This is a genomic window from Ensifer sp. EB106-05-01-XG146 (genome assembly GCF_058791875.1).
Map to the genome: position 1 here is coordinate 1 of NZ_JBYTDX010000001.1, position 26,059 is coordinate 26,059.

General features: G+C 62.8%; 30 protein-coding genes. 16 read left to right on the top strand and 14 right to left on the bottom strand.

Translation table 11 applies throughout. The annotated features are described in order from the left end of the window. Window positions 1-1,545: chromosomal replication initiator protein DnaA (gene dnaA / locus AC3WVQ_RS00005; RefSeq protein WP_082566377.1), on the top strand; the 1,545-nt coding region annotated here is incomplete at its 5' end. 51 nt (window positions 1,546-1,596) lie between these two features. On the opposite strand, the gene gcvA is transcribed toward dnaA, so the two are convergent. Further along, window positions 1,597-2,541, bottom strand: coding sequence for a transcriptional regulator GcvA (gene gcvA / locus AC3WVQ_RS00010; RefSeq protein WP_492382560.1), 945 nt, complete (start codon window positions 2,539-2,541; stop codon window positions 1,597-1,599). Window positions 2,542-2,675: 134 nt separating this feature from the next. Here gcvA and AC3WVQ_RS00015 point away from each other — a divergent pair, with 134 nt between their 5' ends. The 6 genes from AC3WVQ_RS00015 to AC3WVQ_RS00040 all read left to right on the top strand — a co-directional run bounded on the left by AC3WVQ_RS00015 (window position 2,676) and on the right by AC3WVQ_RS00040 (window position 7,004). Beyond that, on the top strand, window positions 2,676-3,635 hold the full coding sequence (locus AC3WVQ_RS00015; RefSeq protein ID WP_244546881.1) for a DMT family transporter: 960 nt from the start codon (window positions 2,676-2,678) through the stop codon (window positions 3,633-3,635). A gap of 122 nt (window positions 3,636-3,757) precedes the next feature. Continuing rightward, window positions 3,758-4,132 carry a YciI family protein gene (locus tag AC3WVQ_RS00020; RefSeq protein ID WP_034797485.1) on the top strand — a complete coding sequence of 125 codons (375 nt, stop codon included), beginning with the start codon at window positions 3,758-3,760 and terminating at the stop codon, window positions 4,130-4,132. Then, on the top strand, window positions 4,129-5,400 hold the full coding sequence (locus tag AC3WVQ_RS00025; RefSeq protein ID WP_060608319.1) for an RNA polymerase sigma factor: 1,272 nt from the start codon (window positions 4,129-4,131) through the stop codon (window positions 5,398-5,400). Before AC3WVQ_RS00020 ends, AC3WVQ_RS00025 begins: the two co-directional genes overlap by 4 nt. 87 nt (window positions 5,401-5,487) lie before the next feature. Then, window positions 5,488-5,883, top strand: a complete 396-nt coding sequence (locus AC3WVQ_RS00030) for a DoxX family protein (RefSeq protein ID WP_176960422.1) — start codon at window positions 5,488-5,490, stop codon at window positions 5,881-5,883. A gap of 27 nt (window positions 5,884-5,910) precedes the next feature. After that, window positions 5,911-6,282, top strand: a complete 372-nt coding sequence (locus AC3WVQ_RS00035; protein WP_090300960.1) for a DUF1801 domain-containing protein — start codon at window positions 5,911-5,913, stop codon at window positions 6,280-6,282. A 107-nt stretch (window positions 6,283-6,389) separates the two neighbouring features. Continuing rightward, window positions 6,390-7,004: a glutathione S-transferase family protein gene (locus tag AC3WVQ_RS00040; protein WP_060580653.1), complete on the top strand. Its 615-nt coding sequence runs from the start codon at window positions 6,390-6,392 to the stop codon at window positions 7,002-7,004. Between the two features lie 28 nt (window positions 7,005-7,032). Here AC3WVQ_RS00040 and hemW read toward each other — a convergent pair whose 3' ends face one another. From hemW to rph, 4 genes are all read right to left on the bottom strand, one after another. Further along, window positions 7,033-8,217, bottom strand: coding sequence for a radical SAM family heme chaperone HemW (hemW, locus tag AC3WVQ_RS00045; RefSeq protein WP_060580654.1), 1,185 nt, complete (start codon window positions 8,215-8,217; stop codon window positions 7,033-7,035). Window positions 8,218-8,298: 81 nt separating this feature from the next. Further along, a complete protein-coding gene (gene rdgB / locus AC3WVQ_RS00050; RefSeq protein WP_090300958.1) occupies window positions 8,299-8,943 on the bottom strand; it encodes an RdgB/HAM1 family non-canonical purine NTP pyrophosphatase in 645 nt (214 codons plus the stop codon). A 17-nt stretch (window positions 8,944-8,960) separates the two neighbouring features. Further along, window positions 8,961-9,356 carry a VOC family protein gene (locus tag AC3WVQ_RS00055; RefSeq protein ID WP_090300956.1) on the bottom strand — a complete coding sequence of 132 codons (396 nt, stop codon included), beginning with the start codon at window positions 9,354-9,356 and terminating at the stop codon, window positions 8,961-8,963. A gap of 15 nt (window positions 9,357-9,371) precedes the next feature. After that, entirely contained in the window at window positions 9,372-10,091 is a 720-nt protein-coding gene (gene rph / locus AC3WVQ_RS00060) for a ribonuclease PH (protein ID WP_034797469.1), read from the bottom strand. A gap of 262 nt (window positions 10,092-10,353) precedes the next feature. Here rph and hrcA point away from each other — a divergent pair, with 262 nt between their 5' ends. Continuing rightward, window positions 10,354-11,433, top strand: a complete 1,080-nt coding sequence (hrcA, locus tag AC3WVQ_RS00065) for a heat-inducible transcriptional repressor HrcA (protein WP_034797467.1) — start codon at window positions 10,354-10,356, stop codon at window positions 11,431-11,433. A 262-nt stretch (window positions 11,434-11,695) separates the two neighbouring features. After that, window positions 11,696-12,304 carry a nucleotide exchange factor GrpE gene (grpE, locus tag AC3WVQ_RS00070; RefSeq protein WP_034797465.1) on the top strand — a complete coding sequence of 203 codons (609 nt, stop codon included), beginning with the start codon at window positions 11,696-11,698 and terminating at the stop codon, window positions 12,302-12,304. A gap of 94 nt (window positions 12,305-12,398) precedes the next feature. Here the strand turns inward: grpE and AC3WVQ_RS00075 are convergent, their stop codons facing one another. Both AC3WVQ_RS00075 and AC3WVQ_RS00080 read right to left on the bottom strand, forming a co-directional pair. Beyond that, window positions 12,399-13,634: a D-arabinono-1,4-lactone oxidase gene (locus AC3WVQ_RS00075; protein WP_090300954.1), complete on the bottom strand. Its 1,236-nt coding sequence runs from the start codon at window positions 13,632-13,634 to the stop codon at window positions 12,399-12,401. Window positions 13,635-13,645: 11 nt separating this feature from the next. Further along, complete coding sequence (locus tag AC3WVQ_RS00080; protein ID WP_090300952.1) at window positions 13,646-14,413, bottom strand: SDR family NAD(P)-dependent oxidoreductase; 768 nt, start codon at window positions 14,411-14,413, stop codon at window positions 13,646-13,648. Window positions 14,414-14,563: 150 nt separating this feature from the next. Between AC3WVQ_RS00080 and AC3WVQ_RS00085 the strand changes: the two genes are divergently transcribed. Next, window positions 14,564-15,376 carry a helix-turn-helix transcriptional regulator gene (locus tag AC3WVQ_RS00085; protein ID WP_060644091.1) on the top strand — a complete coding sequence of 271 codons (813 nt, stop codon included), beginning with the start codon at window positions 14,564-14,566 and terminating at the stop codon, window positions 15,374-15,376. A gap of 55 nt (window positions 15,377-15,431) precedes the next feature. Here the strand turns inward: AC3WVQ_RS00085 and ptsN are convergent, their stop codons facing one another. The 6 genes from ptsN to lptC all read right to left on the bottom strand — a co-directional run bounded on the left by ptsN (window position 15,432) and on the right by lptC (window position 20,622). Further along, window positions 15,432-15,896: a PTS IIA-like nitrogen regulatory protein PtsN gene (ptsN, locus tag AC3WVQ_RS00090; RefSeq protein ID WP_034797457.1), complete on the bottom strand. Its 465-nt coding sequence runs from the start codon at window positions 15,894-15,896 to the stop codon at window positions 15,432-15,434. 172 nt (window positions 15,897-16,068) lie between these two features. Then, window positions 16,069-16,641 (bottom strand): ribosome hibernation-promoting factor, HPF/YfiA family, encoded by a 573-nt coding sequence (hpf, locus tag AC3WVQ_RS00095; RefSeq protein ID WP_034797455.1) that lies wholly within the window; start codon window positions 16,639-16,641, stop codon window positions 16,069-16,071. A gap of 223 nt (window positions 16,642-16,864) precedes the next feature. Next, window positions 16,865-18,400, bottom strand: a complete 1,536-nt coding sequence (rpoN, locus tag AC3WVQ_RS00100; protein ID WP_090300950.1) for an RNA polymerase factor sigma-54 — start codon at window positions 18,398-18,400, stop codon at window positions 16,865-16,867. A gap of 146 nt (window positions 18,401-18,546) precedes the next feature. Continuing rightward, complete coding sequence (gene lptB / locus AC3WVQ_RS00105; RefSeq protein WP_034797451.1) at window positions 18,547-19,365, bottom strand: LPS export ABC transporter ATP-binding protein; 819 nt, start codon at window positions 19,363-19,365, stop codon at window positions 18,547-18,549. Window positions 19,366-19,377: 12 nt separating this feature from the next. Continuing rightward, window positions 19,378-19,938, bottom strand: coding sequence for an LptA/OstA family protein (locus AC3WVQ_RS00110; protein ID WP_034797449.1), 561 nt, complete (start codon window positions 19,936-19,938; stop codon window positions 19,378-19,380). Window positions 19,939-19,953: 15 nt separating this feature from the next. Next, window positions 19,954-20,622, bottom strand: coding sequence for an LPS export ABC transporter periplasmic protein LptC (gene lptC, locus AC3WVQ_RS00115; RefSeq protein WP_034797447.1), 669 nt, complete (start codon window positions 20,620-20,622; stop codon window positions 19,954-19,956). A 263-nt stretch (window positions 20,623-20,885) separates the two neighbouring features. Here lptC and sppA point away from each other — a divergent pair, with 263 nt between their 5' ends. From sppA to AC3WVQ_RS00130, 3 genes are all read left to right on the top strand, one after another. After that, entirely contained in the window at window positions 20,886-21,845 is a 960-nt protein-coding gene (sppA, locus tag AC3WVQ_RS00120; RefSeq protein WP_090300947.1) for a signal peptide peptidase SppA, read from the top strand. Window positions 21,846-21,974: 129 nt separating this feature from the next. Continuing rightward, window positions 21,975-22,277 (top strand): integration host factor subunit beta, encoded by a 303-nt coding sequence (locus tag AC3WVQ_RS00125; protein WP_034797443.1) that lies wholly within the window; start codon window positions 21,975-21,977, stop codon window positions 22,275-22,277. Between the two features lie 107 nt (window positions 22,278-22,384). Continuing rightward, entirely contained in the window at window positions 22,385-22,729 is a 345-nt protein-coding gene (locus tag AC3WVQ_RS00130; protein ID WP_034797442.1) for a lipopolysaccharide assembly protein LapA domain-containing protein, read from the top strand. A 61-nt stretch (window positions 22,730-22,790) separates the two neighbouring features. On the opposite strand, the gene AC3WVQ_RS00135 is transcribed toward AC3WVQ_RS00130, so the two are convergent. Beyond that, window positions 22,791-23,249, bottom strand: a complete 459-nt coding sequence (locus AC3WVQ_RS00135; RefSeq protein ID WP_060580658.1) for an SRPBCC family protein — start codon at window positions 23,247-23,249, stop codon at window positions 22,791-22,793. Window positions 23,250-23,559: 310 nt separating this feature from the next. Between AC3WVQ_RS00135 and AC3WVQ_RS00140 the strand changes: the two genes are divergently transcribed. From AC3WVQ_RS00140 to lspA, 3 genes are read left to right on the top strand one after another with little or no spacing between them, the layout of a single operon-like run. Next, a complete protein-coding gene (locus AC3WVQ_RS00140; protein WP_034797624.1) occupies window positions 23,560-24,714 on the top strand; it encodes a class I SAM-dependent rRNA methyltransferase in 1,155 nt (384 codons plus the stop codon). Beyond that, window positions 24,711-25,571, top strand: coding sequence for a TrmH family RNA methyltransferase (locus tag AC3WVQ_RS00145; RefSeq protein ID WP_043615629.1), 861 nt, complete (start codon window positions 24,711-24,713; stop codon window positions 25,569-25,571). Before AC3WVQ_RS00140 ends, AC3WVQ_RS00145 begins: the two co-directional genes overlap by 4 nt. Next, on the top strand, window positions 25,568-26,059 hold the full coding sequence (lspA, locus tag AC3WVQ_RS00150) for a signal peptidase II (protein WP_090300945.1): 492 nt from the start codon (window positions 25,568-25,570) through the stop codon (window positions 26,057-26,059). Before AC3WVQ_RS00145 ends, lspA begins: the two co-directional genes overlap by 4 nt.

Sequence of the window (26,059 nt, forward strand, 5' to 3'; positions counted from 1 at the left end):
ATGCAGATGAATTTGGTGACGGCGGGCGCACTTCAGAAAGAAGGAGACGCATTTCAAGCCGGAAGCAATCTATCTCAGGCGGCGGGGGAAAAAACCGACATGAGGCACGACGCACTGTTCGAGCGGGTAAGTGCGCGTCTCAAAGCTCAAGTCGGTCCGGATGTCTTTGCAAGCTGGTTTGGGCGTCTGAAGCTCCATTCCGTATCCAAGAGCGTTGTGCGCCTTTCGGTGCCGACCACGTTCCTGAAGTCCTGGATCAACAACCGTTATCTTGACCTCATCACCTCGATCTTCCAGCAGGAAGACGGCGAGATCATGAAGATCGAGATCCTGGTGCGCACGGCAACCCGTGGCGCCCGTCCGACCACCCAGGAAGAAGCGCTGCCGCAGGCGGCAGAAGCAGCTCCGGCTCAGCCCGCGCGCCGTCCGGCCGCAGCCCAGCCGGTGGCAACCGTTGCCGCGGCGACTGTCGCAAGCATGCAGAGGCCGACCCAGGCGCCGCTCTTCGGCTCGCCGCTCGACCAGCGCTACAATTTCGAAAACTTCGTCGAGGGTTCCTCGAACCGCGTGGCGCTTGCCGCCGCCCGGACGATTGCGGAAGCCGGCGCCGGTGCGGTGCGGTTCAACCCGCTCTTCATCCATTCGAGCGTCGGTCTCGGCAAGACGCACCTTCTGCAGGCGATCGCCATCCAGGCGCTGCAGAGCGCGCGTGCGCCGCGCGTCGTCTACCTGACGGCCGAATACTTCATGTGGCGTTTCGCCACCGCGATCCGCGACAACGACGCGCTGTCCTTGAAGGAGTCGCTGCGCAACATCGATCTCCTGATCATCGACGACATGCAGTTCCTGCAGGGCAAGTCGATCCAGCATGAGTTTTGCCACCTGCTGAACATGCTGCTCGATTCCGCCAAGCAGGTCGTCGTCGCAGCCGACCGCGCACCGTGGGAACTGGAATCGCTCGACAGCCGCGTTCGTTCGCGTCTCCAGGGCGGCGTCGCCATCGAGATGGACGGCCCGGACTACGACATGCGCCTGGAAATGCTGAAGCGCCGCCTGGACACGGCCCGTCAGGACGACGGTTCGCTCGACATTCCCGGCGAAATCCTGAGCCATGTGGCACGCAACGTGACCGCCAGCGGCCGCGAACTGGAAGGTGCCTTCAACCAGCTCCTGTTCCGCCGCTCCTTCGAGCCGCAGCTCTCGCTCGAGCGCGTCGATGAATTGCTCGGCCACCTCGTCAACGCCGGCGAACCCCGCCGCGTGCGCATCGAGGACATCCAGCGGGTCGTCGCCAAGCACTACAACGTCTCGCGCCAGGAGCTCGTCTCCAACCGCCGCACCCGTGTCATCGTCAAGCCGCGCCAGATCGCGATGTATCTGTCGAAGACGCTGACGCCGCGCTCCTTCCCGGAGATCGGCCGTCGCTTCGGCGGACGCGACCACACGACCGTGCTGCACGCCGTGCGCAAGATCGAGGAGCTGATTTCGGGCGACACCAAGCTCAGCCATGAGATCGAGCTGCTGAAGCGCCTGATCAACGAATAGTCGAGGCGCATTGCCGCAAAAAAAGCCCGGGTTCGCCCGGGCTCTTTTGTTTTACCGGACCGCTTTCAGTGCCGGCTGCGGCGGACGCTTGGTCGCCGCATTCCCCACACCCTGCTCGGCTCGTGCCTGTTCGATGATCCAGGCGCGAAAGGCCGTGACCGGCGGGCGGTCGAGTGCGGCCGGCGGGTAGACGAGATGGTAGGCAAGCCCGGTCATCACGCCCTCAGGGAAGGGGGCTTCCAGCACACCCTCCGCAAGCTCGCGCGTGACCAGCGACAGGCGCACCAATGCAACGCCGTCGCCGGCCTTGGCCGCCTCGATCGCGCCGTTGCTGTTGACGAAGACCGGCCCTCGCCCGGCGTCCACCCCGTCGGCGCGCGCCGCATCCAGCCACAGCCTCCAATCCTGACGATTGACGTCGTGCAAGAGCACATGCGCGGCAAGGTCACCCGGCATGTCGAGTGGGTTCCTGGCGCGTAGTGCCGGGTGAAGGACCGGCACCGGGTCGTCATCGATCAATCGTTCGCTCACAAGACCGTCATAGCGGCCAAGCCCATGACGGATGGCGATGTCGACCCCATCGCTGTTGAAGTCGGTCAGCCGATTGGTGGTGCTGATGCGCACGTCGATGCCGGGCACCTGTAACTCGAAGGCGCCGATGCGCGGCACCAGCCATTGCGCGGCAAAGGTGGGCGTGCAGCTGACCGTCAGCACCGGCGCACGCTTGCGCGCCGTCAGTTCCTCGGTCGCCTCGCGCATCATTCGGAACGCGCGCCTGAGCGTTGCGAAATAGGTGCTGCCGTCCTCCGTCAGCGCCAACTGTCTCGGCCGGCGCTCAAACAGCGTCACTGCTAACGCCTGCTCCAGTTCGCGCACCTGCAGGCTGACGGCGCCAGGCGTCACGTTCAGTTCTTGCGCGGCCTTGGTAACGCTTAGATGTCGCGCGGTGGCCTCGAAGGCGCGAAGCGAGGCAAGCGAAGGAAGGTATGTCGACATGGTTTAGCCAAACTCAATCATGCGGCGAGAAATGATCGTTTGTTCGAAGCTCAATATCCTGAGAATAATGGCACAAAGTCAAGATGGTCGATGCCATCACGGTTTAGCCTGACAAACAAACGAGGGTTAAGGCAATGACACAAGCAACGCAGGCCAAGGTCATGGGCGCCCGGGAATGGGGCATGTTGATCCTGCTCTCCATTCTGTGGGGCGGCTCCTTCTTCTTCATCGGCGTCGCCGTCAAGGCGTTGCCTCCAGTCACGATCGTGGCGCTCCGCGTCAGTCTCGCGGCGCTCGCGCTGCTCGCCTTCGTTCGACTGATGGGACTGTCGATGCCGCGCGACCCGCGCGTTTGGCTGGCCTTCTTCGGGATGGGGCTGCTCAACAATCTCATCCCTTTCTCGCTGATCGTCTGGGGGCAGACGCATATCGCAAGCGGCCTTGCCTCGATCCTCAACGCCACCACGCCGCTGTTCGGCGTGATCGTCGCGCATCTCCTGACCGATGACGAGAAGCTGACAGCCAACCGGTTTGCAGGCGTCGTCGTCGGCTTCCTCGGGGTCGCGATGATGATTGGTCCGGCGGCGCTCGGTGGCCTTGGTTCGAACCTGCTTGCCCAGGTCGCAGTGCTTGGCGCAGCGCTCTCCTATGCGCTCGCCGGTGTCTTTGCCCGCCGCTTCAAGCGCATGGGCGTGGTGCCGATCGTGACGGCGACCGGTCAGGTCTCGACCGCAAGCATCATGCTGGTCCCGCTGTCGCTGCTGATCGATCATCCCTGGACGCTTCCCATGCCCGGCTTCGACGTCTGGGCGGCGATCGTCGGCATCGCGCTGATTTCCACGGCGCTCGCTTACGTCCTGTTCTTCCGCATCCTGGAAACGGCCGGTGTCACAAACCTGATGCTGGTGACCTTCCTGATCCCGGTCAGCGCCATCCTGCTTGGCGCTTTGTTCCTCGGCGAAACGCTGGAACCCAAGCACTTCCTGGGCATGACCTTGATCGCGGCCGGTCTGGCGGCGATCGACGGGCGGCTTCTGCGCCTCTTTTCTCGACCGGCCATCGACACCAAGTTAGAGTGCCGCGACAACGCTTGAGCATTTCTGATTTGCACGCATTGCGGGCCGGTGGGCGAAAGCACCACCGGCCCTGTTTTTTTCATCCGGGTTGTCGGCTATTGCTTGCCGCCACCGTCTTTGTTTCAGGAGCTGGAGTTCCGATGCTTTACGCCGTGTTTTGCTACAATCAAGAAGATGTCACGAACGCCTGGACCAAGGAGCAGGACGAAAAAGTCATGCATGATCTGTTGGCCGTACAGAGCAAATATGCGGAGGCAGGCCGGCTTGGGCCGGTGGCGCGCTTGATGCCGACGACGGCGGCGACGACGCTCCGGCACAGTCACAGCGAGACGATCGTAATCGATGGCCCGTTTGCCGAAACGAAAGAGCAACTGCTCGGTTTCTATGTCATCGACTGTGCGTCTCTCGATGATGCGCTCGAGTTCGCCCGTGATCTGAGTTCTGCCAATCCGGCCGCCGGCTCCTATGAAATCCGTCCTCTTGCCATCTACAAACCCAGTGAGCTTGCTTCATGACAGACACAGCCTGGATAGACCTCGCTCTCGTTTCGGCCCGGCCGCAGGCCGTGGGCGCGCTGTTGCGCTATTTCCGCAACCTCGACACTGCCGAAGAAGCGTTTCAGGAGGCCTGTATCCGGGCTTTGAAGACCTGGCCGAAGAGCGGCCCGCCGCGCGACCCCGCCGCCTGGCTGATCTTCGTCGGCCGCAACAGCGGCATCGACAAGGTGCGCCGCCAGTCCCGCGAAACGGCGCTGCCGCCGGAGGAAATTCTTTCCGACCTCGAGGATCAGGAGGGCGCGCTCGCCGACCAGCTCGACGGCTCCCACTATCGCGACGACATTCTTCGCCTGCTGTTCGTCTGCAGCAATCCGGCGCTGCCGGCAACGCAGCAGATCGCGCTGGCGCTGCGCATCGTCTCGGGCCTTTCTGTCAAGCAGATCGCCCGCGCCTTCCTCGTCAGCGAGGCGGCGATGGAACAGCGGATCACGCGGGCCAAGTCGCGTGTCGCGGCCGCCGGCCTTGCCTTCGAGACCCCGGATGCGGCCGACCGGTCAGATCGGCTCGCCGCCGTCGCCACGATGATCTACCTCGTCTTCAACGAGGGCTATTCGGCGATGAACGGCCCGGAAAGCGTCTCGGCCGACCTGTGCCAGGAGGCGATCCGGCTCGGACGCCTGCTGCTTCAGCTTTTCCCAGCCGAGCCGGAGATCAAGGGGCTGACGGCGCTCATGATGATCCAGCATTCGCGGGCGCGCGCCCGCTTCGACGCCGATGGCGCCGTCATCCTGCTTGATGACCAGGACCGCAGCCTGTGGGACCGCTCGCTGATCGACGAGGCCTTGGCGCTGATCGACAGGGCGATGCAGTACCGCCAACCGGGCGCCTACCAGATCCAGGCGGCGATCGCGGCGCTGCATGCCCGCGCCGAGCGTGCGGATGAGACCGACTGGGCGCAGATCGACCTGCTCTACCAGGCGCTCGAGCGGCTGCAGCCCTCTCCGGTGATCACGCTCAATCGCGCAGTGGCGGTTTCGAAGCGTCAGGGGCCGGAAGCCGCGCTGGCGATGATCGCGCCCTTGGCGGAAAAGCTCTCCGGCTATTTCTATTTCCATGGCTTGAGCGGCCATCTCCTGAAGCAGCTCGGCAAGGTCCGCGAGGCGCGTGTGGCCTTCGACCATGCGATTGCGCTTGCGACCAACGCGGCCGAATGCGCTTACATCCGCATGCAGCTCGACAAGCTCGATGAAACGCCTGGTATCGAGATCTCCGAAAGAAAAATCTGACGGTGCCTGTCGGGATCCCTCATGCGCTTTCGTCCTTGGACCGAGAACGAAATCCAAGGAGAGAAATCAGTGACCACCAGCCTCGTTATGCCCGCCCCAAGGGCAAAGTCGATCATCCTCGGCCGCTTCCTCAGCGGCGTGCTAGTCGCCTTCCTGATTTTCGATGCCGTCATCAAGCTTGTGCCGCTAGCTGTCGTCACCGAAACCATGGTCGCGCTCGGCTATTCCGCCGACCAGGGTCTGGCGCGGCTGCTCGGCATTCTCACATTGTTGTGCACGGTGCTCTATGTGATCCCGCGCACCTCGATCCTCGGCGCCATTCTGCTCACCGGCTATCTCGGCGGGGCGATGGCGACGCATCTGCGGGCCGGCAGCCCGCTCTTCACCCATCTGCTTTTCGGCTTCTATCTCGGCGTGATCGCCTGGGGCGGCCTCTGGCTTCGGGATCCGCGGCTGCGCGCCCTCATTCCCTTCAGCAACTGACAGAAACGGAGCGCTCGAAAGACGACCATGACCAAAACAGTCAACGACTACATTGCCGGCCTCTCCGGTGTCCCGGCCGACGTGGCGAAGCGCCTGCATGGTGCCCTCCTGGCCACAGGCACGCTCAATGACGCCGTCAAATGGGGCCATCCCATCTATGAGGCCGGCGGCGCGGTCTGTCTGCTCAAGGGGGCAAAGGATTACGTGACCTTCGGTTTCTGGCGCGGCGCCGAGATGCTCGATCTCGACGCACGCCTGGAGAAGGGCGGCGGCAAGGGCGACATGGCCTATATTCGCCTGCGCACCACCGATGACGTGGACGACGCTCAGGTCGCCCGGCTGGTGGCTAGGGGCATCGAGCTCAACCGGCTGAGGGGCGATCCGATGAAAGCCGCCTAGACGAAACAAACTTGCATCGTGGCCGAAGAAACAGAGCGCCTTTATCGGCCGCGATGCAATATCTCTTCACGGGAACAGGAATTCACGCCAGATCCCGCGAGGCAGCCATGATCCTCTACTATCAAACCCACTCTCCCTTCGCCCGCAAGGCGCTTGTCTTTGCTCACGAGATCGGCCTTGCCGACCGGCTGAAAGTCATCCACCACGAGACGAGCCCAACGCGGCGCAACGACGAGGTCTATGCCGAAAACCCGCTCGGCAAGGTTCCGGTGCTGTTGCGTGAGGGCGAAGAGCCGATCTTCGACAGCGATGTCATCTGCGCCTATCTCGATACGCTGCATGAGGGACGCAAGCGGATTCCCGAGGTCGGCGAACCTCGATGGCGGGCGCTGCGCATGCAGTCGGTGGCGCAGGTTCTTGCCCAGACCGGGATCGGCCTGCGCTGGGAGTGGGAGAGGCGCCCCGAACATCTGCGCTATCCGGAACTCGCCAAGGGCTACGAAGAAAAGATCGAGGCGACCTACGATTGGCTGGAGCAGACGTTATCGCCCGAGGAAGACGTGGATATCGGGCAGATCGCGCTGGCGACGGCACTGTCCTGGATGGCGTTTCGCAACCTGCCGTCGTTTCGCAACCGTCCGAGGCTGACCCGCTGGTTCGATGCATTCGAAGGCCGGCCGTCGATGCAGGCCACGCCGCTGTCAGGTGAAACGTTCGATTGAGTCTGTAGCCGGCGAAGACCGCCTGCCCTCAGGGGCAGGCGAGATCAGCGACCACGGCGTCGAGGATCAGCATGCCGGCCGGCGTGCAGCGCAGGCGCGAATTGCCCAGCCGCTCGATGAAGCCGTGATCGATCAGGAACTGCTCGCGCTCCGGGTCCGGGTCGCGGCCGGAAAGCGTCTGCCATCGCGCCAAGTCGACGCCTTCCTTGAGGCGCAGACCCATCAGCAACAACTCGTCGGACTGTGCTTCGAGATCGAGGGATTCCCGCTCGATCATGCCGTGACCATGGGTCTCGACGAGCCGCAGCCATTCCTCCGGCTTGCGCTCCGTAGAGGTAGCGATCTTGCCATTGCCGATGCCCAGGCGCCCGTGGGCGCCCGGGCCGATGCCGGCATAGTCGCCGTAGCGCCAATAGGTGAGGTTGTGCCGGCTCTCGGCACCCGGGCGGGCGTGGTTTGAAACCTCGTAGGCCGGCATGCCGATGGCGGCGGTAATGTCCTGCGTCGCCTCGTAAAGCACTGCCGACTGCTCGCCATCAGGCACGATCAGCTTGCCGGCCTTGTGCAGGCCGTAAAAGGGCGTGCCTTCCTCGATCGTCAGCTGGTAGAGCGACAGATGGTCGACCGCGTAGGAGACGGCTTCCTTCAGCTCACGCTCCCATTCTTCGACCGTCTGGTTCGGACGGGCATAGATCAGGTCGAAGGACATGCGCGGGAAGATCTCGCGCGCCAGCCGGATCGCCTTCAGCGCGTCCTCGACATTGTGCAGCCGTCCGAGGAACTTCAGATCGCGGTCGTTCAGCGCCTGGACGCCGAGCGAGACGCGATTGACACCGGCAGCGCGGTAGCCGTGGAAACGCGTCGCTTCGACGCTCGACGGGTTCGCCTCCATGGTGATTTCGATGCCGTCGGGCACATGCCAATGGCGAGCGATGCCTTGGAGGATGGCATCGACCGTCGACGGCTCCATCAAGGACGGCGTGCCGCCGCCCATGAACACGCTGGTGACCGTGCGCGGGCCGGAGAGCTCGCGCACCTCTTCCATTTCCTTAAGGAAAGCTGCAACGAAACGCGGCTGGTCCACCGGCTGGTGGCGCACATGGCTGTTGAAGTCGCAATAGGGGCACTTGGCCGCGCAGAACGGCCAATGCACGTAGACCCCGAAACCGGGGTCCATGCCGTCACCGATCGCCGATAGCGTGGCAGTTTGCATTATTGCGTCTCTCATGGTCACTTTCAGTAGAGAGCGGGATGCGGGCGGAAACCGCACGCACTTTTCCTCATCCCGCTCAGATCAGGCTCCGAGGCAGGTCTCGGCAAAGATCTTGAAGGCGCGGGCGCGGTGCGACAGAGCCTCTTCGTCACCCGGCTTCCAGCCGTGTTTCTCGTCGGCGCTCATCTCGCCGAAGGTGGTCTCGTAGCCCTTGGGCTGGAACACCGGATCATAGCCGAAGCCCTGGCCGCCGCGCGGCGGCCAGACGACGAAGCCTTCGACCTCGCCGCGGAAAAGCTCGACATGACCGTCCGGCCAGGCAAGGCAAAGAACCGAGACGAAACGGGCGGTGCGCTCGGAAGGCGTTTTGGCGCCTTTCTCCTGCAGCGCATCTTCGACCTTCTGCATGGCCATGGCGAAGTCGCGGCTGCCATCTTCGCGCTCGGCCCAGTTGGCCGTATAGACGCCGGGCGCTCCATCGAGCGCGTCGATCGCGAGACCAGAATCGTCCGAAAGTGCCGGCAGGCCGGAGGCCTTGGCCGAGGCGAGCGCCTTGATCGTGGCGTTCTCCTCAAACGTCGTGCCGGTCTCGTCGGGCTCGATGAAGTTGAGGTCGGCCGCCGACTTCGCCTCGAAACCGAGCGGGCCGATCAGGTCGCGGATTTCGCGGATCTTGCCGGCGTTGTGGCTGGCGACGATCAGCGTCTTGTTGTCGAGTTTGCGCATGGTGTTCCGTTTCGTGTTCAGTCGATGGACCAGAGGCCCGGTTCCGCACATTCAAGGCTGTTGCCGGCCGGGTCGCGGAAATAGAAGGACCGCGCCCCGTTCGGCCAGCGGGTGTCCGCTTCGATCGCGATGCCCGCCGCTTCCAGTTTCGCCTTCCAGGCGTCCAGCGCTGCGGCGGAAACCCGGAAGCACATGTGGCCCTGGCCGCTCGTGCCGTGCGGGATCGGCGGCTTCAGCGTTTCGGCCGGATTGAAAATCAAAAGCACGCCCGGTCCGCAGCGATAGAAGACGTGGCGGTTGCCGGCACGCGTGATCTTTGCGAGCCCGAGAATGCCACCGTAGAAGGCCTCGGCGGCATCGAGATCACCCATGTAAAGGGCGGTCTCGAGAATGCCTTCCAGCGCCGGGGCCATCTTGACGTTCCTTCCTCAGCCGGCGATCGCCTGCTTCTGCAGCGCGACCAGTTCGGCAATGCCCGTCTTGGCAAGGCCCATCAGGCTCGCGAATTCCTCTTCCGAGAACGGCTTGCCTTCGGCCGTGCCCTGGATCTCGACGATGCCGCCGGAGCCGGTCATAACGAAGTTGGCGTCGGTCTCGGCAGCGGAATCTTCGAGGTAATCGAGATCGATCACCGATTGGTTGGCGAAGATGCCGCAGGAAATGGCCGCGACATGATCCTTCAGGACCTTCTCGACCTTGACCATGTTGCGGGCTTCCATCCACTTCAGGCAGTCGTGGAGCGCGATCCAGGCGCCGGTGATCGAGGCAGTGCGCGTGCCGCCATCGGCCTGGATGACGTCGCAGTCGATCGAGATCTGGCGTTCGCCGAGCGCCGGCAGATCGACCACGGCGCGCAGCGACCGGCCGATCAGCCGCTGGATTTCCTGGGTGCGACCGCTCTGCTTGCCGCTGGCTGCCTCGCGCCGCATGCGCTCGCCGGTGGCGCGCGGCAGCATGCCGTATTCCGCCGTCACCCAGCCCTTGCCGCCATTGCGCAGCCAGGCCGGAACCTTTTCCTCAAGGCTTGCGGTGCACAGCACATGCGTGTCGCCGAACCGCACCAGACAGGAGCCTTCCGCATGCTTGGAAAAATTGCGCTCGAAAGAAACCTTGCGCATTTGATCGGTTTTTCTGCCGGATGGCCGCATCGTCAACTCCTATCGTATCTCGTGAGCCTTCTACTGCATAATTCCCTAAATCGAAATCGATTTAGGGACAAAATTATGCAGCAGTTTAAGGTGCTGCAGCGACCTTTGGCGCGTCCAAGGATGCGCGGCGCTGCAGAGCATGGCAGAGGTAAAGGGATCCGGTGGAAAGCCGGACATTCGACCGTTTTTTCCCTTTTGCCAACGGACCGCAGGGACACTATATTCCGGCCACGGCAGGATGTGCCTGCATATGTGGAGTGACATGGTACTGCGCAATCCCGGAGCAAAGGAAATCGCCGCGGCGCTCGACGAGCGCTCGGGCGAAATCTTCCGTCGCATCGTGGAGACCTATCTGACGAGCGGCGAGCCGCTCGGCTCGCGCAACCTGTCGCGGCTTTTGCCAATGGCGCTGTCGCCTGCCTCCGTGCGCAACGTTATGAGCGATCTCGAAGATCTCGGTCTCATCTATTCGCCGCATGTCAGTGCCGGTCGCCTGCCGACCCAGACGGGCCTGCGCTTCTTCGTCGACGCCTTCATGCAGGTCGGCAACCTCTCTCCCGAAGATCGCGCCTCGATCGATCGCCATGTGCGGCGCGACGACCATACCCAGCCGGTCGATACGCTTTTGACCGAAGCGAGCCAGATGCTGTCGGGCATGTCGCGGGGCGCGGGTCTCGTCATCACCGCCAAGGCCGATCCGGTGCTGAAGCATGTCGAGTTCATCCGCCTGGCGCCGACCAAGGCGCTGGCCGTGCTCGTCGGCGAACATGACCAGGTGGAAAATCGCATCATCGAGCTCCCGGCCGGCGTCACCAGTTCGCAGCTCACGGAAGCGGCGAACTTCCTCAACGCCCATCTCGCCGGACAGACGATCGCCGAGGTGCGGGCGCAGCTCGAAAAGGTGAAATTGACGGTGCGCGGCGAGCTCGACGCGCTGTCGCAGGATCTTGTCGAGCGCGGTCTTGCCATCTGGTCGGGCAACGAGGGCGACGAGAAGCCGGCGCGCCTGATCGTGCGCGGCCGCGCCAACCTGCTCGAAGGCCTCGAGGGTGCCGAGGACATCGACCGGCTCAGAATGCTGTTCGACGATCTCGAAAAGAAGGACAGCATGATCGAGCTGCTCGATCTCGCCGAAAGCGGCCCTGGGGTGCGGATATTCATAGGCTCGGAAAACAAGCTGTTTTCGCTTTCCGGCTCGTCGTTGATCGTCGCGCCCTATCGCGATGGCGAGGACCGCATCGTCGGCGCCGTCGGCGTCATCGGGCCGACGCGGCTCAACTACTCGCGCATCGTTCCGATGGTCGATTATACCGCGCAGCTGATGTCGCGGCTTTCGCGCTAAGGGCGCTTTTAGTCGCTGCATGTCTCATTGATCGATCTCGATGAAGGACAAAGACATGCAGCAAATCAAAGTGCTACAGCGACCTTCGCGCGTCTGATAGGACGCGCGGCGCTGTAGGAGCGCGATTGAACCCTTGATTTTTCGGCCCCAAACCTCGATATCGGCTTCAAATCCAGTCCCCAAGCATTTTTGCTGAAACGCAGGCTCGCGCTTGCGGCGTGGAAATGCGAAGGACAATACAGACGACACTGCGGAGAACGTCATGACCGACGATACGAACAAGCACGGACCCGAGGCCACCGACGAGGTATTCGACGCCGCACCGGACGCTGCCGAGGCAGCAGCCGTTGCCGAGCCCGATCCGTTGGAACTCGCACGGGCAGAAAGCGCCGAGCTGCGCGACAAGTACCTTCGGCTTGCCGCCGAAATGGACAACCTGCGCCGTCGCACCGAACGCGACGTCAAGGATGCCAAGTCCTACTCCGTCGCTGGCTTTGCCCGCGACATGCTGGCGGTATCCGACAACCTGCGCCGCGCGCTCGATGCCATTCCGGCGGAAGCCAAGGAAGCCGGTGAGGCCGGTCTCAACACGCTGATCGAAGGCGTGGAGATGACCGAGCGCTCGATGCTCTCGGCGCTTGAGCGCCACGGCGTCAAGAAGCTGGAGCCGGAAGGCCAGAAGTTCGACCCGAACTTCCACCAGGCGATGTTCGAAATCCCGAATGCGGATGTGCCGAACAACACGGTGCTGCAGGTCGTCCAGGCCGGCTACACCATCGGCGACCGCGTCCTGCGCCCGGCCATGGTCGGCGTTTCCAAGGGCGGCCCCAAGGTCGTCGCTGGCGAAAACGGCGACGCGCCGACCGCCTGATCCTGCCGATCAGAATTCAACAAGAACGCCGCGCGAACTTCGCGCGGCGTTCTTGTTTGGGCTAAGCGTAGCGGTGTGCGTTCGTTCGCCGGCGCTATCCGAACAGTTGCTGCAGGTGATCGTTGAGGAAACGTCCCTCGGGATCGACCTTGGCCCTCAGTGCCCGGAAATCGCCCGCTCGGGGGTAGAGTGCCGTCACATCCTCGGCGCCGAGGAAATGCAGCTTGCCCCAGTGCGGCCGCGAACCGTACTGCCTGAGGATCGTGTCCACGTCCTTCAGATATTCCCAATAGTCGGTGCCCGGTTCGCCCGAGACCGAAAGCGTGATCGAATCCTGCTCGAAGAAGGGGCTGATCCAGCCGGTATCGCCGGCGGTGAAGCGATACTCGATCGGGTAGATGCAGGTCGGGTGCTTTTCCAGCATCAGCTTACGCACCGCCTTTACCGCTTCCTTGCCGTGGGCGACGGGCACTGCATATTCGAGCTCGTGGAAGTTCGGCACGTATTCGATCGGGTAGATCTCCGAGGAATAGGCGATCTTCTCGAACCCGCGCTCCATCGGCGCTTCCTCGGTGATGTCGATCACCTTCATCTCGCAGACGTCGGAGGTCTTGTCCGTGGTCGACACCGAGGCCGTGTCCGGCAGGCAGTAGCAGTGGCGGCTCTCCGGAACCGGGCACCAGAAGAAACCGAAATGGCGGTGCTTGGCGGCAAGCTCGTCGTGCTGTTCGATCATTTCGTCGAAGGTGCAGCGCCAGAGCTTTTCATGGAGATTGTAGCTTTCCATCGCCTGTAATGTGATCTCCGAGATCACGCCGAGCATGCCGACCGAGACGCGTGCCGCCTCAAGCAGATCCGGCGTGGTCTCGTCGACCACGAGGATGCTGCCGTCGGGCTGCACCAGCCGCATGCCGACGATCTGCGAGGCCATGTTGCCGAGCCTGGCGCCGGTGCCATGTGTGCCGGTCGTCAGCGCGCCGGCTAGCGCCTGGCTGTCGATATCGCCCTGGTTGATCAGCGACAGGCCGTTCTCCTTCAGCACCTTGCCGAGCTGGTTGATAGTGGTGCCGGCCTTGACCGCCACGCGCTTGCGGGTGCTGTCGATGTTGACGACGCCCTGCATGCTCGAGAGTGTCAGCTGTAGCCCGCTGGTAAGCGCCACTGGCGTGAAGGAATGTCCGGAACCGGCGCAGCGAACGTTCAGCCCTTGCGCGGTTGCCTCGCGCACCATTTCGGCAAGTGCCGCCTCACTCTCCGGCGCGCCGCGATGGCGCACGATGCATGATTGGTTACCGACCCAGTTGCGCCAGTGGCCACCTGCCTGAAGCATTTTCCCCTCCCTCAAACCGCGGTGAAGCAATTGTCGACGAACAGATGCGTGCCGTTGATGAAGCTCGCCTCGTCACTCGCCAGAAACAATGCCGCGTTCGCCACTTCCTTCGGATCGCACATGCGGCCTTGCTGCGCGGCGATCGCCGCTTCCGAAACGTCAACGCCGTATTTGCTGAGCCCGACGAGCTCGCGCTTGCCGTGGTCGGTGGCGATGAAGCCCGGGCAGACTGCGTTGCAGCGGATTCCGCGGTCGCGGAATTCCACGGCGATGGCGCGGGCGAACATGTGGCAGGCGCCCTTGGTGGTGTCATAGAGCACCTCCATCGGCGTTGCGGCCACGGCCGAAATCGACGAGGTGCAGACAATGCTGCCGCCGCCGGCCGCAAGCATGCCTGGCAGTACCGCCTTGGTCATCAGGAACATGCTGCGCACATTGACCGCCATCAGCCGGTCCCACTCGTCCTCCTCCGTTTCGAGGAAGGGACCGACGGCGAGGATGCCGGCGTGGTTGAAGAGCACGATGATGGCGCCGAAGGCCGCTTCAACCGCCTTGACGGCGGACGTCACCTCGGCCGACACCGAGACGTCGGCCGGGGCAAAAATCGCCTCGCCGCCGTTGGCGCGGATCGAGGCGGCCACCTCTTCGCCTTTGCTGCGCGGCAGATCGACGATGCCGACCTTGGCGCCTTCGCGCGCGAACAGCTCGGATGCGGCAAGACCGCAGCCTCCCGCGCCACCGCTGATCAGCGCCACTTTGCCTGAAAGCCTGCCTGCCATCTTAATCCTCCCCTTGGCGCATCCTTCGCAGCGGTCGCCGATGACGACCCGCGACGGATCCGGTTTCTCACTCTCCTGGAATTATTGTTGACGAGTGAGGGGCTGTCGATATCCCATGGGGGATACGTAGGGTTGGGGGATGACAAGGGAATGCTCGCAAGCGAGTCCGTCGATATCTCGGCGATGATCGGCCTGATCGGCACGGAAGATTTCGGCCGAGCGCTCGATCGGATGCTCCGATCGGTCACCGGCTTCGATCTCTCGGTCGCGTTTGCCTATCCTTACGATGCAAGGCCGATCGTCCTGCATGACGGCTATACGGCCAAGGTGTCGGCAAGTGCGCTTTCCGCCTATCTCGGCGGCGCCTACCTGCTCGATCCCTTTTACGTCGCCTGTTGTGCCGGCCAGCCGGCAGGGCTCTGGCGAATGCGCGAGCTTGCGCCGGACCAGTTCTTCCTGTCCGACTTCTCGTCGTCGGCGGAAGTGCATCCCTGCGTGTCGATGGAATCCGGCGTTCTCGTCGAGGAGGTGGGCTTCGTCATCCCGCTCGATGGTGGCCTGCAGGCGACCTACTCGTTGATGCGCGGCCGCGGCGGCGAGCCTTTCAGCGAGACGGAGCTGGCCAGGCTGCGCGTCTACGAGCCGATCGTGCGCGAGGCCATCAGGTCGAACTGGCGCCAGCAGGGCCAGACGATTGCGCCGTCGCCCTCCGAGGAGGGCGACGATGCGATGGAGGCGGCGTTCGAAAGCCTGTGTTCAGATCGGCTGACCAAGCAGCAGCGCAACATCGTGCGCCTCATCCTTAGGGGCCACAGCAACCTGTCGATCGGCAAGGTGATGAACATTGCCGAGGGCACGGTTCGCATCCACCGCAAGAACATCTATCGCCGGCTCGGCATTTCGAGCCAGGGTGCCCTGTTCCGGATTTTCATTGATCATTTGAACGGGCGTCAGCTCTACTGAAGCAGGCTTCGGGCGGACTGTGCGCATCCTGCCGGATGCGCCCCGTTGTTCAAGCTCAGGCCGCGTGCGAGGTCGCGTCGTCGTCGAGCAGCGTGTAGATCGCGCTGGCGGAATCGCTCGAGCGGATCTTGGCGACCATGTCCTGGTCGCGAAGCACGCGGGCGATACGCGACAGGGCTTTGAGGTGGTCCGCGCCGGCGCCTTCCGGAGCGAGCAGCAGGAATACGAGATCGACCGGCTGGTCGTCGAGCGCCTCGAAATCGACGGGCGTGTCGAGACGCGCGAAAATGCCGATGATCGAGGGGAGATTGTTGAGCTTGCCGTGCGGAATGGCGATGCCGTTGCCGACGCCGGTGGAACCAAGGCGCTCGCGCTGCAGGATCACGTCGAAGATTTCACGCTCGGGAACCCCGGTGATCTTAGAAGCTTTTGCCGCCAATTCCTGAAGGAGCTGTTTTTTCGAGTTGGCCCTCATGGCCGGGATGATCGCATTTTGATGCAGTAGACCTGCCAATGCCATTCTTTTGTCCTCGTTCGCCGGTTAGAGCCGGACAACATCATCACAAATGCGTCGCAATGGCTCTAACCATCTTTGTCATGGCGGATCCCATGCACAGAAAAGTCACATTTCCGGCCTGGCCGCTGAGTTGCGGGAGAGGGACGCCGGCACGCCGGCATCCCTCTTTTTTCGCTCATGCTTTGATATTGGCAGCATCGATCCAGCCAATATTTCCATCGTTGCGCCTGTAGACGATATTCAGTTCGGCCTTGCCGGGAGTGCGGAACATCAGGACGGGTTCGTCCGTCATGTCGAGCGCCATCACGGCGCTTGCGACAGACATCGTCCTTAATTGTTTCGAGCTCTCAGCCACGATGGTCGGCGCATAATCCTCGGGAACTTCGTCGTCCTCGAACGGCACCGAATCCATCACTGTGTAAGCCACCTCGGCAGCGTTCTGTCCGTTGCCGTTGTGGTGATCCTTCAGCTTGCGCTTGTAGCGACGCAGACGCTTTTCGATGCGATCCGACGCCGCGTCAAACGCAGCCTGTGGATCGTTCGCCTGGCCGTTCGCCTGCATTACCACGCCCGTATCGAGATGAAGCTTGCAGTCGGCGCTGAAGCGCGGCCCGGATTTTTCCACAGTGACCTGGCTTGAATATCCTCCGTCGAAATATTTGGTAACGGCCTGCTCGATCTGCTCGCCAATGCGGGCGCGGAACGAATCGCCGATTTCCATCTGTTTACCGGATACACGCACACTCATGGAGTTTCCTCTCTCGTTCGTGATTTGCGCAGCCAGTCTATTCCAAGCGGTCCCGTCATCCAAGCCTTTCAGACTTGCGAGCGCGCCTCTGTCGCAGCCACCGGTCGCACCGGAGGCTTCCGGGGTGAGCAGTCCCCGGCAATTGCGGCGGGCTCATATCGTCTGTGTCGGAGAGAGTCAATCGAAGGTCGCAAAAAAGTTAATGCGCCTTAACTTCCGGTGCTCAGAAACCGGCGGCCTTGGCGAGCGCGCGCTTCTCCCGCCGGCGCTGCACGGAGGAGGGGATATTCATCGCTTCCCGGTATTTGGCGACCGTGCGCCGCGCGATATCGATGCCGGCCTTCTTGAGGACGTCGACGATGTCGTCGTCAGAAAGCACCGCCTCGGTGCTCTCCTCGTGGATCAGCGTGCGGATCTTGTGGCGCACGGATTCCGCCGAATGGCTGTCGCCACCCTCGGCCGAGCCGATCGAGACGGTGAAGAAATACTTGAGCTCAAACAGCCCGCGCGGCGTCAGCATGTACTTGTTCGAGGTTACGCGGCTGACGGTCGATTCATGCATCTTGATGGCGTCGGCGACGGTCTTGAGGTTCAGCGGCCTGAGGTGCCCGATGCCGTTGACGAGGAATGCGTCCTGCTGGCGCACGATCTCGGTGGCGACCTTCATGATCGTGCGGGCGCGCTGGTCGAGGCTGCGCGTCAGCCAGTTGGCATTTTGCAGGCATTCGTTGAGGAAGGCCTGGTCGGCGCTGTTTTTCTGCGTGCCGCGTGACACCGAAGCGAAGTAGTCCTGATTGACTAGAACGCGCGGCAGCGCATCCGGATTGAGTTCGACCATCCATGAGCCGTCGGGCGCTGCCCGCACGACGATATCGGGCACGATCGCCTCGCTGACGCTGGTCTCGAAGCTGGTGCCGGGCTTCGGGTCGAGCTTGCGGATTTCCGCCAGCATGTCGATCAGGTCTTCCTCGTCGACGCCGCAGATCTTCTTCAGCGTCGCGAAATCACGCCGCGCCAGGAGTTCGAGATTGGCAAGCAGCGCCTCCATTGCCGGATCGAGCCGGTCGCGGGCGCGCAGCTGGATGGCGAGACACTCGCCGAGCGAGCGGGCAAATACACCGGGCGGATCGAACTGCTGCAGCGTCAGCAGCACCCTGAGGACATCGGCATGGGCGGCACCCAGCCGTTCGCCAACCTCGCCGAGGTCCGCCTGCAGGTAGCCGGCGTCGTCGAGTTGGTCGATGAGATGCTGCGCGATCAGTCGATCGGAAGGAACCGGCAGCGCGAAGGGCAATTGCTCCAGGAGCGTTTCGCGCAGGCTCTTGCGGCCGGCGACGAAATCGTCGAGGTCGTAATCTTCGCCCTCGCCGCTGCCGGGCATCGATTTCCACTGGCCAAGCAGTTCCGGCGCATCGGCGCGTTGCGGCGTGGTGTCGTCCTGGAAGACATTGGCGAAATCGGCATCGAGCTGGTCGTCGAGCCGCTCGCCGCTTTGCGACGTGGCGCTGTCATAGAGATCCGCCTGGCCGCCGTCGTCGCTTCCGCCACTCTCGTCTCCGCCGGCCATCTCGCCCTGCTCCGGGGCGACCTGATCGTCATTTGCCTGAAATTCGAGCAGCGGGTTCTTTTCGACTTCCTGGGCGATGAACTGGTTGAGCTCAAGATGCGTCATCTGCAGCAGCTGGATCGACTGCATGAGCTGTGGCGTCATCACCAGGGACTGGGACTGGCGCAGATGAAGGCTGGCGGACAGGGCCATGCTGACGCGAAACTCCCGAGAAATCTCCAGGGGCCGCGGTGCTTCTCCGGTCGCCGGTCGGGCCCTTTTCTTAATTGGCCCAAAAATTGCTTATCGGAAAGGTTTGGTCAAGCGCGTTCGCGGGCGGAATCGCCCGCGAGGCGGTCTCAGAGGCTGAAATTGTCGCCGAGATAGAGCCGGCGCACGTCAGGATTGGTGACAATGTCGTTGGCGCGACCATGCGTCAGCACCTCGCCGGCATGGATAATGTAGGCGCGATCGATGAGGCCGAGCGTCTCGCGGACATTGTGGTCGGTGATCAGCACACCGATGCCGCGCGAGGTCAGGTGCCGGACAAGCGCCTGGATGTCGGCGACCGAGATCGGGTCGACGCCGGCAAAGGGCTCGTCGAGCAGCATGAAGGTGGGGTCGGTCGCAAGCGCACGGGCGATTTCGAGACGGCGGCGTTCGCCGCCAGAAAGCGCGATCGCCGGCGACTTGCGCAGATGCGTGATGTTGAACTCGCCGAGCAGGTCGTTGAGCTTGCTTTCGCGCCGCTCCAGGTTCTTGTCGTGAACCTCGAGCACGGCGCGGATGTTCTCCTCGACCGTCAGCCCGCGGAAGATCGACGCTTCCTGTGGCAGGTAGCCGACGCCGAGGCGTGCACGCCGGTACATCGGCATGGTCGTCACGTCATTGCCGTTGATCTCTATCGAACCCTCGTCGACGGGGACGAGGCCGGTGATCATGTAGAAGCAGGTGGTCTTGCCGGCGCCGTTCGGCCCGAGCAGGCCCACGGCCTCGCCGCGCCGCACCACCAGCGACACGCCGTTGACGACCCGACGCTCGCGATAGGCCTTGGTCAGTCCGCGGGCAATCAGGGTGCCGTCATAGCGCGCCTTGTCGACCGCATGGCCGGAAGCGACCGCAGTGGTCGCCGACGGCTTGCGGACCCGTTTGCGCTTGTGGAGGAAGGGAAGTTGCACGAGCGGTCTACGTCAGTTCGTCTTGCGGGACTTCGGGTCGAGCTGGATCTGCACGCGGCCGCCGCAGGCTTCGAGCTGGGCCTCACCGGTTTCCATCTGGACGTTAAGCTGGCAGCCGACGAAGACGTTCTTGCCTTCGGAGAGAACGACCTTGTCGCCCTTGAGAACGAAGACCTGCTTGGTCATGTCGAACGAGCCGGTATCGGCCGTCGCCTGCTGCGTGCCGGAGCTCAGGAACACCTTTTCGCTGACCTCGATACGGTCGATGTCGGCGTCGCCGCTCGAAACCGAGCCGCCGCCGGACTTGTAGAAGACGACCATATTGCCGGCCTGCAGCGTCGTCGTGCCCTGCACGACCTTGACGTTGCCGGTAAAAATCGCCTTGCTTTCCGGGTCCTTGATTTCGAGCTTGTCGCTCTCGATCTGGATCGGCTTGTCGTTGGACAGCTCAAGGCCTTTCATCTTGCTCGACGTGGCCTGCGCAAAAGCGCCGGAGGCAATAATCAAAGCGCCGGCTCCGGCAATGGCCAGGCTGGCGGAAATCTTGAAAAATGATGCGGTTGTGACCGACATGGAGTGCACCGGGTCCTATTTCGCGTTTTTGCGGATGGCTGCGGGCTCGACGTTCACCCTCACCATACCCTCGAAAATTACAATACGTCCCTTATCCGTCATTCGCAGCGTCTGCGCAATGATCGAACCACCCTTCATGCTGATCGCAACGGGCTGCTTCGTTTCCATCTCGCCGGCATTGATGTCCAGATAGGCCGACTGGAAGTCGGCGTTGATGCCATTATTGACGGAAATGGTGAACGGGGCGTTCATGTCGAGTGTATTGGCGCCGCGATCATAGATGCCGTTGGTGGCGTCGACGGTCGCTATCATCGAATCCTTCATCGGCATTTCTGCGTGGATCGTCTGCAGCGTGATGATGTCGGGGTTGGCGATATCCTGAAGCGCCCGCTGGGCCTTCATCGAGTAGCTGATGCCCTGCTTGTTGCGACCGGAGATCGCCGGATTCTTCATGACGATCTTGCCGTCCTCGATCGTCGCGGTCTCGATCTGCAGGTCGACGGGCATGAACGCGCGCACGAAGGACACGGCGGCAAAAATGACGGCAATGACGCCGGCGATGATCGGCAGGATGATCTTCAGGCGGCGCACGCGCGCGGAATGCCGTGCGGCGAGCGCATAGGCGTCGGCGGAGCTCGCACCCGTATCGGCAAAGATGCCCGGGGCTGGCGCGTGGTTCAACATGGAAGGGCCTGTCGGTTCTACTGCTTTTGTCGCTGACCCAACGTGGGGGTCATTTACATACATTGGTGTAAGTCGTCGCAAATATGGATATTTTTTGCTGACGCACAATGGCGCCGCAAAAAAACTCGGGTGAAGCGCAAAAACGCCAGCCGCGGCTTTCAACCGTGGTCAAGCGCGTCTATGGAATATGCCTCTTCGCGCGCAGATAGCACGTTCCCGCGGAAACTGACAGAAGCAGCGCCAACAAATCGGGAGAAACCCACATGGACGAACTCGCCATCGCCGATCGCCGCAGCCTGCGCCGGAAGTTGAGCTTCTGGCGCTTTGTGGTCGCGGGGCTGCTTCTCCTCGTCGCGCTCGCGATCTTTGCCTGGTCCGGGGCTGCCGACGATGTCGGCCACAACAGGCAGCATGTGGCGCGCGTTGCGATCACCGGCCTGATCCAGGATGACCGCGAACTGCTCGAGCGCCTGCAGAAGATTGCCGACAACGATAGCGTCAAGGCGCTGGTGGTGACCATTTCGTCGCCGGGCGGCACCACCTATGGCGGCGAGGTCATCTACAAGGCGATCCGCAAGGTGGCGGCCAAGAAGCCGGTCGTTTCCGACGTGCGCACACTTGCCGCCTCGGCAGGCTACATGATCGCACTCGGCGGCGATACGATCGTTGCCGGTGAGAGCTCGATCACCGGCTCCATCGGCGTCATCTTCCAGTATCCGCAGGTCAAGGAGTTGATGGACAAGCTCGGCGTCTCCCTGGAATCGATCAAGTCGCGGCCGCTGAAGGCGGAACCTTCGCCCTTCCATCCGGCGAGCGACGAGGCGAAGGCCATGATCCAGTCGATGATTGACGACAGCTACGCCTGGTTCGTCGACCTGGTTGCCGACCGCCGCAAGTTGCCGCGTCCCGATGCGTTGCTGCTCGCCGACGGACGCATTTTCACCGGTCGCCAGGCGCTGAACGCCAAGCTCGTCGACAAGCTCGGCGGCGAGGACGAAATTCGCGCCTTCCTCACGGAGAAAAAGGTGTCGAAGGACCTGCCGATCGTCGATTGGGAAGCCCCCCGCAAGACCCTGCCTTTTGGCCTCGGCGCGCTGGTCGGCAACTGGATCAAGATGTTGGGATATGACGCTTTTCCGGCAATGAGCGGGCTCGAAAAAATTGCAGGCGACAAGTTGTTTCTTGACGGTCTTGTTTCGGTTTGGCAGGTTGATGGCCAATGAGCAAGGCGACATATACCCAGCCTGAGCCGTCGAGCGATGTCGGTGATTTTGCAAATGCCGCGCACCGCCTTGCGGAAATCACAATGCAGACCGAAAAAGCAAAACAAACAAGAATTTGAGGGGGCGACAGTGATCAAGTCAGAACTGGTGCAGATTGTTGCGGCTCGCAATCCGCATCTCTACCACCGCGACGTCGAAAATATCGTCAACGCGGTCCTCGATGAGATCACCGACGCGCTCGCTGCAGGCAACCGGGTCGAACTGCGTGGCTTCGGCGCCTTCTCGGTCAAGAACCGGCCGTCGCGGTCGGGGCGCAACCCGCGCACCGGCGATTCCGTTTTTGTCGAGGAAAAATGGGTACCGTTTTTCAAGACCGGCAAGGAACTGCGCGAGCGGCTCAACCCGGGCATGAACGGGGAAGACGAGGATTGATCATCCTTGGCGGTCGCCAGAGACCCCTAACGACCCCTTTTATACGAGGCCCGTTGCCGGCAAGCGTCTGGCAAAGAGCACGGGCGTCGGCGAGATGGAGCGATTGAATGTTCAAGAAACTGATCAACATCGTTGTTCTCGTGCCGGTCGCTATCATCCTGATTGTGCTGAGCGTGGCCAACCGCCAGAGCGTAACGCTGGCGCTGAACCCCTTCCGGCCGGAAGACAGCGTGCTTTCCGTGAGCGCGCCGTTCTTCGTCTTCCTGTTCCTTGCGGTCATCGTCGGCGTCATCCTCGGTGCCGCCGCGACCTGGTTCAGCCAGGGCAAGTACCGGCGGCGCGCGCGCAACGAGGCCAACGAAGCAGTGAAGTGGCACCGCGAGGCGGAGAAACACCGCAGCCAGGCGGAAAAGCTCGCAACCCAGGCGACGCTCGCAGCGCCGCAGAACTGATCAGAAGTTCACAAGCCTGCGAAGACCGAGACGGGGCGCCCGTTCGGTCCGCGTCGCCTCTTTAACTCGCAGCTTCCGCCGTACCGCCGACGGCGGCGCTAAAATCGGCGAAGAATTGCTGCGCCAGCTTCTTGGCGGTTGAGTCGATCAGGCGCGAGCCGAGCTGCGCGAGCTTGCCACCGATCTCCGCCTTGACGTCGTAACGCAGCACCGTTTCGTCCCCGTCCGCTGTTAAGGCGACGTCGGCGCCGCCCTTGGCAAAGCCGGCGATGCCGCCCTTTCCTTCGCCCGAGATCGTATAGCTCTGCGGCGGATTGAGATTGGAGAGCACGACATTGCCGGTGAAGGAGGCCGAGACCGGGCCGATCTTGATCTTCACCACGGCCGCAAGCTCGGTTGGCGACGTCATCTCCAGCGACTGGCACCCGGGAATGCATCGCTTGAGAATTTCCGGGTCGTTGAGGCCGCGCCACACCGCGTCGCGCCCAGCCGCAATCCGCTCTTCGCCGGTCATGTCCATGCGTTTTCCTCCCCCCCATGCGACGCCGCGCGCCCGATATCGACGCGCAAATGTCGCTTCGACACACTAGACCTGCCGCGGAATTTTGTCGCGAAGCCGGTTCCAGCCCAAGAAAATTCGCAGCGGGTTCTTGCGCGTTATCTTCGCAAAACGGAAACGGCTTTGCCAAGAGCATCAGCGATGCTATTTGCAGCTTCAAGAGATGCCGCGGCTTCAGGCTGCGGCGACAAACCTCATGGCGTCCGCCGGCCCGTCCCGGATACTGCGCAGGCAGGCGGCCCATGCACTAACAAAGCCCAGGGATTTCAGCGTGAAGGAAAAGGACCGGCGGTCGAAGAATGCCTCCGTGACGACGGCCAAGGGCCGTGGTGCCGAAGCGCGTGGCGGCGGCCGCCACGATCAGAAACGTTCGGCACCGCCGAAGGGCGGCGGCTTCAAGGAACGGCCGGCGCGACCGGCGGCAGCGCAGACGGCGGAGACGCGCGAGAAGCCAGCAAAGCATACGCCTGCACAGGAAACGCCGGCGCGGGTGATCGCGCGGCGAACGGGGGAAAAGCCGGCCGAGCGCATACCGCTCATTCTCGAAACGTCGGACGCATCCGGCTATCACCTGATCGACAGCGGCGCCGGCGAAAAACTTGAGCAATACGGTCCCTACCGCATCGTGCGCCCCGAGGCGCAGGCGCTCTGGCCGCGCAGCCTGCCCGATAGCGTCTGGGAAAAAGCCGACGCGATCTTCACCGGCGACACCGACGAAGACGGCATGGGGCGCTGGCGCTTTCCTGGCGCCGTGCTCGGCGAGACCTGGCCGATGCAGCTTCTCGGCACCGATTTCCACGGTCGCTTCACCTCGTTCCGCCATGTCGGTGTGTTCCCGGAACAGCTCGCGCACTGGAGCTGGGTGAAGGATCAGGTGGAAAGGGCGGGGCGGCCGCTGAAGGTGCTGAACCTCTTCGGCTACACCGGCGTCGCCTCGCTGATCGCCGCCAGGGCCGGCGCCGAGGTGACCCATGTCGACGCCTCCAAGAAGGCAATCGGCTGGGCGCGCGAAAACCAGCAGCTGGCGCGGGCCGAAAACCTGCCGATCCGCTGGATCTGCGACGATGCGATGAAGTTCATCCAGCGCGAAGAGCGCCGCGGCAGCCGCTACGACATCATCCTGACCGACCCGCCGAAGTTCGGCCGCGGGCCGAACGGCGAGGTCTGGCAGCTTTTCGACCATCTGGCGGCGATGCTCGACATCTGCCGCGAGATCCTGTCGCCGGAGGCGCGCGGCCTGGTGTTGACGGCCTATTCGATCCGGGCGAGCTTCTACTCGATCCATGAACTGATGCGCGAGACGATGCGCGGCCACGGCGGCCGGGTGGAGTCGGGCGAGCTCATCATCCGCGAGGGCGGGCTTGACGGTCGCGAGCCGGGCAGGGCGCTTTCGACCTCACTCTTCAGCCGCTGGGTACCGCAATGACGAACGACAGAAGCGAACACGGCACCGGTCGTGTCGGTCAGGTGAAGGAGGTCACGAGCCTCACCAACCCGATCATCAAGGACATCCGCGCGCTGACGCAGAAGAAGCACCGCGACGAGACGCGCTCCTTCATGGCCGAGGGCCTGAAGCTGGTGATCGACGCGCTCGACCTTGGCTGGAAGATCAAGACGCTGATCTATGCCAAGGCGGCCAAGGGCAAGCCGCACGTGGAGCAGGTGGCGGCAAAGACCTTCGCCAAGGGCGGCCTGGTATTGGAAGTCAGCGAGAAAGTGCTGTCGACGATCACCCGGCGCGACAATCCGCAGATGGTCGTCGGCATCTTCGAGCAGCGTTACCAGTCGCTGAAGGACCTGAAGCCGCAATTGGGCGAAACCTATGTGGCGCTCGACCGCGTCCGCGATCCCGGCAACCTCGGCACCGTCATCCGCACCGCCGATGCCGCCGGCGCTTCCGGCGTCATTCTCGTCGGCGAGACCACCGATCCGTTTTCGCTCGAAACCGTGCGTGCGACCATGGGCTCGGTCTTTGCCATGCCGGTGGCGCGCGCCAGCGTCGAGGACTTCATCCGCTGGCAGAAATCCGCCGGCGTGAAGGTCGTCGCGACCCATCTCGCCGGCGCTGTCGACTATCGCACCATTGACTACAAGACCAAGCCAGTCGTGCTTCTGATGGGCAACGAGCAGTCGGGTCTGCCGGAGGAACTCGCTCGAGAAGCCGGTGCGCTTGCCCGCATCCCGCAGGCCGGCCGCGCCGACTCGCTCAATCTGGCGATTGCCACCGGCATCATGCTGTTCGAGGCGCGTCGCCACCTTCTGACCCTGGATGCCCGCGCATGAGCGAGAAGCAGGTGCTGTTTTCGCGGCCGCTGCCGATCGCGGTCTTCATCGTCTTCGCGCTCATCGCCGACCAAGTGATCAAGTATCTGATCGAGCTTTACCTGCCCTTCAATCAGGCGGTCCATGTCGTGCCGATGCTGGCGCTCTACCGCACCTACAACTACGGCGTCGCCTTCTCGATGCTGTCAGGCATGGAGGGCTGGTTCATCGTCGGCATGCGGCTCACCGTCTGCGCCTTTGTGCTCTGGCTGTGGAAGCGCACGCCGAAGGATCGGTTCTTCGCCCATTTCGGCTATGCGCTGATCATCGCCGGCGCGCTCGGAAACCTCGTCGACCGGCTGCTCTTCGGCTACGTCATCGACTACATCCTGTTCTATACGGAGACGTGGTCTTTCGCCGTCTTCAATCTGGCCGATACCTTCATCACCATCGGCGCCGGCGCGATCATTCTTGACGAACTACTGCACGCGAAAAAAGCGGATCGCTAA